The following is a 9,005-nucleotide window of genomic DNA, read 5'->3' as shown; positions in this document are numbered from 1 at the left end:
TGGAGTTTCCTGCTGCCGTCGCTGCTGTCGGCCATGGGCACGCTGGCGCTGACCTGGGACCTGGGCCGGCGCCTGTGGTCACCCCGTGCCGGGCTGTGGGCCGCGATTGCCGTGGCCGTCGCCTTCAATTTTGTTTACCAGGCCAAACGCGCGCAGATCGACCCGACCCTGGTGTTAATGACCACGCTGTCCTTCTACGGCCTGTGCCGGCACCTGCTGCTGGGTCCGCACTGGCGATGGTGGCTGGTTGGCTGCTTCATGGCCGGCCTGGGCGTGGTGACCAAGGGCGTGGGTTTCCTGCCGCTGCTGGCGCTGCTGCCTTTCGCGTTTTTCGCGCGACGCCGCTGGCAGGGCATTGCGCCGATGGGCGAAGGCAATCGCTGGCGCTGGGCTGCCGGTGCACTGGCCTTCTTCGCCGCCATCGGCCTGTGGCTGGGACCGGTGCTGGCCGTCGGCCTGACCAGCGGCAATCCCGAACACGCCGAATACCTGCGCAACATCCTGTTCAAGCAGACCGCGCAGCGTTACGCCGACCCCTGGCACCACACCGAACCCTTCTGGTACTTCGGCCAGGTCGTGCTGCTGTTCTGGCTGCCGTTTTCGCTGGCCCTGCCCTGGTTGCTGAAACCCTGGGCCAGGGCCTGGCGCGAACGCGATGCGCGGGTGTGGCTGCCGCTGGCCTGGTTCGTCCTGGTGCTGCTGTTTTTCAGCGCAAGCGCCGGCAAGCGCGACATGTACCTGCTGCCGGCCCTGCCGGCGCTGGCGCTGGCGGCGGGGCCCTTCCTCGACGACATCGCCGGCCGCAAGGGCTTTCGCGTCGCGGTGGTGGTTTTCACCACCCTGCTGGCCGCCCTGCTGCTGGCCGTCGGCGCGCTGGGGCTGTGGAGCGACGCGGGCCTGTTCGCGCGCCAGGTCGCCGAACGTGGGCTGGGCGACGAAGTGCGATGGATCTGGGGCATGTTGGCCACGGTCGGCGGCGTTTCGCTGCTGGCCGTCGCGGTGGCGCGCCTGCGCCATGCCATCGCCGCCTGCGCCCTGTTCCTGGTGCTGCTGTGGTCGGGATACGGCTTCGTGGTGCACCCGGTGCTTGATGACGAGAGCTCGGCGCGTGAACTCATGCAGCGGGCGCGCGTGCTGGCCGGCCCGGACAGCACGCTGGGTCTTGTGGACTGGAAGGAACAGAACCTGCTGCAGGCCGTCGGTCCGGTGGCGGAGTTCGGGTTCCGCGCGCCGCCGGCGTTGCAGCTTGAGCGGGCGCAGGCCTGGCTGGCATCCGATCCGGGGTCGCGCCTGTTGCTGGCCCAACGATCCGAGGCCCTGGCCTGCGTGGACTTCGACCCCGCGAGCGGGGCCCGCCCCGTCGGCATGGCCAACCGGCGCGAGTGGTGGCTGCTTGGGCCGGGGGCGCTTTCAGGCTGTTCCCCCGGGGCCACGCGAGTAGACTAGCGCCGCATGAAGATCCTCATCCTGGGTGCAGGGCAGGTCGGCACGTCGGTGGCATCGGCGCTGGCATCCGAAAACAACGACATCACCGTCGTCGACACCGACCACCAGCGCCTGCGCGACCTGGCGGAAAAGCTCGACATCCGCACCGTCATCGGCCATGCCTCGCTGCCCGACGTGCTGGCCCAGGCCGGCGCGGAAGAAGCCGAGCTGCTGGTGGCCGTCACCTCCAGCGACGAAGTGAACCTCATCGCTTGCCAGGTTGCCCAGCACCAGTTCCGCACGCCCACCCGGGTGGCGCGCCTGCGCGAGGCCCAGTACCTGGACGTGGCCGCGCTGGCCGACCCGGAGCACTCCGCGGTCAGCGCCGCGATCAGCCCCGAACAGCTGGTCTGCCGCCACGTCGAACGCCTTATCGAGTACCCCGGCGCCCTGCAGGTGCTCGACTTCGCCGAAGGCCGGGTGCAGCTGGTGGCGGTGCGCGCGGTGCCCGGCGGCGCCCTGGTCGGCCACGAAATCCGCGAACTGCGCGAACACCTGCCCACCGGCGTCGATGCCCGCGTGGCCGCGATCTTCCGCAAGGGCCGGCCCGTGCAGCCCGAGGGCAACACGGTCATTGAAGTCGACGACGAAGTCTTCTTCCTGGCCGAACGCAAGCACATCCTCACCGTCATGGCCGAGCTGCGCCGCGTCGACATGCGCCCGGCCCGGCGCCTGCTGATCGCCGGCGGCGGCAACATCGGCCGCAACCTCGCGCGCAGCCTGGAAGGCCGCTATTCGGTGAAGGTGCTGGAACGTTCCCGCGAACGCGCCCGCAGCATCGCCGAGGACCTGCTCAATTCCATCGTGCTGGTCGGCGACTGCGCCGACGAGGACCTGCTGCGCGAAGAGAACATCGACCAGACCGACGTCTACTGCGCGATGACCAACGACGACGAGGCCAACATCCTCTCGGCGATGCTGGCCAAGCGCATGGGCTGTCCGCGGGTGATTTCGCTGATCAACCGGCCCAGCTACGCCGAACTGGTGGAAGGCGGCAGCATCGATATCGCCGTCAGCCCGCAGCTGGTCACGCTGGGCGCGCTGCTGGCGCATATCCGCGAAGGCGCGCCGGCGCGGGTGTATTCGCTGCGCCGCGGCGCCGCCGAAGCGATCGAGGCCGTGGTGCGCGGCGACGCCCGCACCTCGCGCGTGATCGGCCGCGCGCTCGACGAACTCGAGCTGCCGCCGGGCACCACCATCGGCGGCATCGTGCGTGGCGAAAAGCTGCTTATTGCCCACCACGACGTCGTCATCGAACAAGGCGACCACGTCATCCTGTTCGTGATGGACAAGCGCGAGATGGCCCGGGTGAGCGCCCTGTTCCAGACCGGGGCAACCTGGCTGTGAGCCAACGCTTCCGCGCCATCCAGCGCATCCTGGGCGTGATCATCGTCCTTTCCTCGCTCACCAAGCTGCTGCCGGGTTTCCTGGCCCTGGCCTGGGGCGAAGAAGGCACGGCACCGGTGTTTTTCGGCAGCTTCCTCGCCAGCAGCGCGGTCGGGCTGGCGCTATGGCTGCCGGTGCGCCACGTGAACTACGACCTGCGCCTGCGCGACGGCTTCCTGATCGTCACCTTCACCTGGTTCTTCGCCAGCCTGGTGTCGGCGCTGCCTTTCGTGCACGGGCCGCCGCACCTGGATTTCGCCGAGGCTTTCTTCGAATCCACGTCCGGCCTGACGACCACCGGCGCGACGGTCATCGCCAACCTCGATTCGCTGCCGCGCAGCGTGCTGTTCTACCGGCAGCTGCTGCAGTTCCTGGGTGGCATGGGCATCGTGATCCTGGCGGTGGCGATCCTGCCGATGCTCAAGATCGGCGGCACCCAGCTGTTCCGCGCCGAAAGCACCGGTCCGACCAAGGACACCAAGCTGACCCCGCGCATCGCGCAAACCGCCAAGGCGCTGTGGGGCGTCTATTTCGGCCTCACCGTGCTTTGCGCCGGCGCCTACTGGGCGGCCGGCATGAGCCTGTTCGATGCCATCTGCCATTCGCTGTCCACGGTTTCCACCGCGGGCTTCTCGACCCACGACGCGGCGCTGGATTACTGGAACAGCCCGCTGATCGACTGGGTCGCGATCATCTTCATGACCCTGGGCGGCATCAATTTCGGCCTGCACTTCGTCGCCTGGCGGCGCGCCTCGATGAGCGTGTACGGAAGCGACTCGGAGCTGCGGTCCTACCTGCGCATCCTGGCGGTGGCGGCGGTGGTGATTTCCTTCGTGGCCTGGAGCGGCGGCACCTTCGACAGCTTCGGCGAATCCTTCCGCCGCGCCACCTTCCAGGTGGTGTCGTCGATGACCACCACCGGCTTCTCGACGATGTCCTTCCACGAGTGGTCGCACCCGGCGCCGCTGCTGATCGTCGGCCTGGCCTTCATCGGCGGCTGCTCCGGTTCGACCGTCGGCGGCCTGAAGGTCGCCCGCGTGGTGATGGTGGTGCGCCAGGGCTTCCGCGAAATCAAGCAGCTGGTGCATCCCAAGGCGCAGTTCCTGGTGAAGATGGGCGGACGCCGCGTCTCCGAGTCGGTGGTGCTGTCGGTCAGCGGCTTCATTGCCATCTGGATGCTGTGTTTCGTGGTGCTGATGGTCGGCTTGAACCTGACCGGCCTGGACCTGGAGTCGTCATTCGGCGGCGCAGTGGCCACGCTCACCAACCTCGGCCCCGGCCTGGGCAGCGTGGCCGTCACCTGGGCCCACGCCGGCGACCCGGCGATCTGGCTGGGCAGCCTGGGCATGATCCTGGGCCGCCTGGAAGTGTTCTCGCTGCTGGTGCTGCTTACGCCGGCATTCTGGCGGGAGTAGCCCGGGCTTCCATGGCCGCGGCCAGCTGGTCGCGCAGGGCGATGGCCTCCTCGGCCGGCAGGTAGCGGATGCGCAGCGGTGGATCGAAGGGGCTTGCGCCCACGGTGTCCATCAGCAGCGTGGCCATGCCGTGGTAGCGGTCGATCGGTGACTGCACCAGCACCAGCGACTGGATCTTGCGCACTTCGGCGAATCGCCAGCGCTTGTCCAACCAGCCTTCGCGCACGGCGATGACGCCGGCTTCCTCGCTCCAGCCGGCGTGCCGGGCCCAGACGATGGCGCGCACCAGGAATAGCGGCACCAGCAGCAGCACGACGCCGCCGACCGGCCCGTGGAAGAAGATCGCCGCGCCAGACAGCGCCAGGCTCAGCAGGGCGGGGAAAGTGAACTGCCGCCGCCAGGCGCGGTGGTGCAGCCGGCGCCAGGCCTGCATCGGCCAGTGCCCGACCGGCAGCAGGTGCTGGACAAGCGCATTGATCTTCTCCGGTGTGGCCACCGGTGCCAGGTCGCGCAGCGAACGCTGGTCGTTGGCGGTGTCTACCGAGGCGCTGTCCACGCGCAGGCTCTGGCGGCCGAACCAGCGGTGCAGCAGGCCTTCGCGCAGGCTCCAGGCCTGGATGCGCGAGCGCGGCATGTTCGCGCGCAGGCGGGTGAGCAGGCCGCGCTGGGCGCTTAGCCGCCGGCCCTGTTCGGTCAGCGTGAAGCCATGGAACTGCAGCAGCGCCAGCACCACCGAGAGTACGCGCAGCGCCACCACGAAAAACACCAGCAGCGCCAGCGCGCCGATCAGCCAGCCCATCCAGTCCAGGTGCTGGCTGCGGCCCCAGTCCACGGCGTCGGCGGCCCAGGGCGCAATCAGCACGTCCAGCATGTCGGCCTGGGCAAGCAGGCCGAAGGCGGCGGCGACGGCGATCAGGCCGCGGTTGGAAATAAGGCCCAGGCGAATCACTTCGCCGGTGGACAGCGCCAGCAGCACGCGGCTTTCCGGCAGGGCCGGCGTTTCGCCGTCGGCGTCGGCGGCAGTGGGCGAGCCGGCGCCTTGGGCACGCACCAGTTCTTCCAGCGCCTGCGCGTCCACGAGTGAAAGCACGCGCATCTCGGCTTCGGGTTTCATGCCGCCGGCCGACTCCAGCCGCACTTCCGCCACGCCGAACAGCCGGTGCAGCAGCGACTGGTGCACGGCGACGTTGTGCACGCGCTGGTAGGGGATGTGGCGGTGGCTTTTTTGCAGCACGCCGCTGCGGATGACGATGCCGTCGCCTTCGACCCGGAAGCGGTAGAAAAAATATTGCAGCAGCGACACCAGCACCAGCACGCCGCCGCCGGCCAGGCCCCACAGCTCCCAGGAATTGCCCCGGCCGGTGAACAGCAGCACCAGCAGCGGCAGCGCGAAGGCCTTGACCTGCTGGATCAGCACGAACAGCCAGGACCACGGATGCAGGCGGCGTTCGCCGCCGCCGGGGTTGATCGACTCAGAGGCTGTCGTCATGGCGGTCCGTTTCCGGCAGCAGGGCGTCGCGCAGGGCCACGGCGTCGTCGTCCAGGAAACCCGACTGGCGCAGCGCATGCATGCGGGTGCCGGCCGTGTGCACCACCAGGGTGGCCAGGCCGAAGTGGCGTTCGATCGGGCCGCGCTCCAGGTCCAGGTGCTGCACGCGGCTGCGCGGCACCAGGATTTCCTTGTGCCAGACAATGCCGCGGCGCACGCGCAGGCCGCCGGGGTCCAGGCGCCAGTGCGTGCGCCGCCAGCGGGCCCGGGCGATCAGCACGAACAGCAGCGCCGGCAGCAGCGCGACCACCAGGCCAAGGCCGGCCTTGCCCGCCAGGCCGATATCCAGGGCAACCGCAAACGGCACGGCCGCCGCGACGCCGATGACCAGTCCCGTCAGCGCGCCCACGCCGGCGCCGACCTTGCGGGCGGCGGGGGCAAGCGTCTGCCAGTCTTCGCCGAAAGGCTGGAAGGAATGGGCGATGGACTCGGTCGGATTCATCCGGGCTCCTTAGCGCGGGCGCTGGTAGGGATTGGCTTCACCCGAACCGGGCGGCCTGAGTGTGTAGCGTTTGTAGGTCCACTGGTACTGCCGCAGGTCACGACGTGCCACGGCTTCGACGGCGGCGTTCATGGCGGTAGTGGCGAGCACGATGTCCTTGCTGGCGATGTCGGCCGGCGCCGGTTCGAAGCGCACGGTGAAGCGGCCGTCTTCGTGGCGTTCGGCGTAACCCATCAGCACGGGGGCGCCGGTGCGCGCGGCCAGCTTGGGGATCAGGCTCAGGGTCAGCGCGCGCACGCCGAAAAAGGGCGCGAACTCGCCGCCGCCGAGCTTGGGCTGGTGGTCGGGGGTGATGCCCACCGCCTCGCCGGCCTGCAGCGCGCGCAGCAGCGGCCGCATCGCGGTGGCTTCGGCCGGCACCAGGCGGACGTTGGCGCCGCCGCGGGCCAGGCGCAGGAAGCCGTCGCCGGCGGGGCTTTCAGGCACCCGGTAGACCAGGCTGAAGGGGCCGCGCGCGGCCATGAATTCGACCAGCAGTTCCCAGCTGCCGTAGTGCGGGGCGGCGATGAGCACGCCGCGGCCGGCGCGTTCGGCGGCCTCGAGGTGTTCCAGGCCTTCGCAGCCGGCCACCAGGCGCAGCGTGGCTTCGCGGCGGGCCGTCCACAGGCGCAGGGTTTCGAGCGCGCTGCGGCCGGTCTCGCGCATCACCGCGCGCACCAAGGCCTCGCGTTCGCCCGGGGCCATGCCGGGCAAGGCCAGTTCAAGGTTGCGCCGGGCCACGCTGGGCTCGCGGCCGTTGGCGCGCCAGGCCAGCTCGCCCAGGGCCGTGCCCAGGCCACGCTGCACCGGCCGGGGCAGGCGACCCACCAGCCAGGCGGCGGCGTAAAGGAAACGACTGGCGAGGGGCACGGAGGGCATCGCCCGAGTGTAAGGGAATCGCCAAATCGCCCCGCCCGATTGATTCCACGGGATTGACCGCCCGGACCGGGCACGGCGACGATGCCGCCATGATCGCCCTCATCCAGCGCGTGCTTGAAGCCAGTGTCCGCGTGGACGGCGAGTTGGTCGGCGCCATCGGCCCCGGCCTGCTGGCCCTGGTGGCGGTGGAGCCCGGGGACGACGAGGCCCGCATCGCCCGCATGGCCGAACGCCTGCTGGGATACCGGGTCTTCGCCGACGACCAGGGCCGCATGAACCGGTCCCTGGCCGACACCGGCGGCGGCCTGCTGCTGGTCAGCCAGTTCACCCTGGCGGCAGACACCCGCAGCGGCATGCGGCCCAGCTTCACCTCGGCCGCCAGCCCGGATCAGGGCCGGCGGGGCTTCGACCGGCTGGTGGAGCTGTGCCGGGCCCGGCACCCGCACCTTGAAACCGGGCGCTTTGGCGCCCACATGATTGTCAGCCTGGCCAACGATGGCCCAGTTACCTTCCGGCTGCAGTCTTAGGCGTCCAAAACCCCCGGTTAATCAACCAGATAGCTAGGCGGGCGGGCGTCCTGTATACTGCGCGGTTCCATTTTCCCTCGTCTCGGGACACGTTTTCATGGCCAACGATCGTCCGGCGCAGCAGTCCGAAATCAAGCAGCTGATCAGCAAAGGTCTCGAGCAGGGTTACCTGACCTATGCCGAGGTCAACGATCACCTGCCCGACGACATCGTCGATGCCGAGCAGCTCGAAGACATCATCGGCATGATCAACGGCATGGGCATCGAGGTGCACGAAGTCGCGCCCGACGCCGAAACCCTGCTGCTGTCCGATTCCTCGTCGCAGCGCGACTCCGACGACACCGCCGCCGAAGAAGCCGCCGCCGCGCTTACCGCGCTCGACAGCGAAGGTGGCCGCACCACCGACCCGGTGCGCATGTACATGCGCGAAATGGGCTCGGTCGAGCTGCTCACCCGCGAAGGCGAAATCGCCATCGCCAAGCGCATCGAAGAAGGCCTCAACCAGGTCCACGCTTCGCTGGCCAGCTTCCCGTGGTCGATCCAGCTGCTGCTCGAGGACTACGACCAGCACCTGGAAGGCAAGAAGCGCCTGAACGAGGTCGTGGTCGGCTTCCTGGACATGGAAGAGCCCGAGGCCGTGGTGCCCGACGCGGCCACCGCCAGCGACGAAGACGCCGAAGCCGAAGAAGACGATGACGCCGCCGACGGCGACGACGAAGAAGAAACCGTCGTCGACACCGGTCCGGACCCGGCCGAGGTCGGCCGCCGGATGGACGCGCTCAAGGCGCTGTACACCAAGTTCCAGAAGACCCACCTCAAATACGGCGCCACCGACAAGAAGACCGTCAAGGTCCGCGAGGAAATGGCCGCCGAGTTCCTGCGCCTCAAGCTGCCGCTGGCGCTGATGGACGCGTTCGTGCGCAAGCTGCGCGAAGTGGTCAACTCGGTCAAGGAACACGAACGCAAGGTGCTCGACATCTGCGTCCGCGGTGCCCGCATGCCGCGCAAGGACTTCCTGCGCGCCTGGCCGGGCAACGAAATCAACCTCGACTGGGCCGACGAAGTCATCCGTCGCAAGCAGAAGTGGGCTTCGGGCGTGCGCGAGCACAAGGACGAGATCGTCGCCGAGCAGCACAAGCTGGTGGGCATCGAACAATCCCTGTTCCTGTCGCTGCCGGACATCAAGGAAATCAACCGCGCCATGGCCTATGGCGAGGCCAAGGCCCGCAAGGCCAAGAAGGAAATGGTCGAGGCCAACCTGCGCCTGGTGATCTCCATCGCCA

8 protein-coding genes are annotated in these 9,005 nt (G+C 69.0%); 5 read left to right on the top strand and 3 right to left on the bottom strand.

Translation table 11 applies throughout. The features are described from left to right. From AACZ35_RS09535 to AACZ35_RS09525, 3 genes are all read left to right on the top strand, one after another. Positions 1–1,446 (top strand): glycosyltransferase family 39 protein (locus AACZ35_RS09535; protein WP_339828502.1); only part of this gene is annotated, 1,446 nt, incomplete at its 5' end. A 6-nt stretch (positions 1,447–1,452) separates the two neighbouring features. Next, positions 1,453–2,832: a Trk system potassium transporter TrkA gene (gene trkA, locus AACZ35_RS09530; RefSeq protein ID WP_339828499.1), complete on the top strand. Its 1,380-nt coding sequence runs from the start codon at positions 1,453–1,455 to the stop codon at positions 2,830–2,832. Next, on the top strand, positions 2,829–4,286 hold the full coding sequence (locus AACZ35_RS09525; protein WP_339828496.1) for a TrkH family potassium uptake protein: 1,458 nt from the start codon (positions 2,829–2,831) through the stop codon (positions 4,284–4,286). Before trkA ends, AACZ35_RS09525 begins: the two co-directional genes overlap by 4 nt. Here the strand turns inward: AACZ35_RS09525 and AACZ35_RS09520 are convergent. Genes AACZ35_RS09520 through AACZ35_RS09510 form a run of 3 tightly spaced genes read right to left on the bottom strand, consistent with a single transcriptional unit; the run spans position 4,261 to position 7,195 of the window. Further along, a complete protein-coding gene (locus tag AACZ35_RS09520; RefSeq protein WP_339828493.1) occupies positions 4,261–5,775 on the bottom strand; it encodes a PH domain-containing protein in 1,515 nt (504 codons plus the stop codon). The two genes, AACZ35_RS09525 and AACZ35_RS09520, sit on opposite strands and share 26 nt — an antisense overlap. Then, on the bottom strand, positions 5,759–6,277 hold the full coding sequence (locus AACZ35_RS09515) for a PH domain-containing protein (RefSeq protein ID WP_339828491.1): 519 nt from the start codon (positions 6,275–6,277) through the stop codon (positions 5,759–5,761). Before AACZ35_RS09515 ends, AACZ35_RS09520 begins: the two co-directional genes overlap by 17 nt. Before the next feature lie 9 nt (positions 6,278–6,286). Next, positions 6,287–7,195: a lipid A biosynthesis lauroyl acyltransferase gene (locus tag AACZ35_RS09510; protein ID WP_339828489.1), complete on the bottom strand. Its 909-nt coding sequence runs from the start codon at positions 7,193–7,195 to the stop codon at positions 6,287–6,289. An 89-nt stretch (positions 7,196–7,284) separates the two neighbouring features. Between AACZ35_RS09510 and dtd the strand changes: the two genes are divergently transcribed. Beyond that, positions 7,285–7,722, top strand: a complete 438-nt coding sequence (dtd, locus tag AACZ35_RS09505; RefSeq protein WP_339828486.1) for a D-aminoacyl-tRNA deacylase — start codon at positions 7,285–7,287, stop codon at positions 7,720–7,722. A gap of 97 nt (positions 7,723–7,819) precedes the next feature. Beyond that, a partial coding sequence (locus AACZ35_RS09500; RefSeq protein WP_339828483.1) for an RNA polymerase sigma factor region1.1 domain-containing protein occupies positions 7,820–9,005 on the top strand: 1,186 nt, incomplete at its 3' end.

The sequence above is a fragment of the uncultured Arenimonas sp. genome, assembly GCF_963976025.1.
Taxonomy (GTDB): domain Bacteria; phylum Pseudomonadota; class Gammaproteobacteria; order Xanthomonadales; family Xanthomonadaceae; genus Arenimonas.
This window is presented reverse-complemented; position numbering and strand designations above follow the sequence as displayed.

Coding starts and splice junctions, on each gene's coding strand:
- AACZ35_RS09515 (WP_339828491.1), bottom strand. CDS start 6,277: ATGAATCCGACCGAGTCCATCGCCCATTCCTTCCAGCCTTTCGGCGAA.
- dtd (WP_339828486.1), top strand. CDS start 7,285: ATGATCGCCCTCATCCAGCGCGTGCTTGAAGCCAGTGTCCGCGTGGAC.
- AACZ35_RS09520 (WP_339828493.1), bottom strand. CDS start 5,775: ATGACGACAGCCTCTGAGTCGATCAACCCCGGCGGCGGCGAACGCCGC.
- AACZ35_RS09510 (WP_339828489.1), bottom strand. CDS start 7,195: ATGCCCTCCGTGCCCCTCGCCAGTCGTTTCCTTTACGCCGCCGCCTGG.
- trkA (WP_339828499.1), top strand. CDS start 1,453: ATGAAGATCCTCATCCTGGGTGCAGGGCAGGTCGGCACGTCGGTGGCA.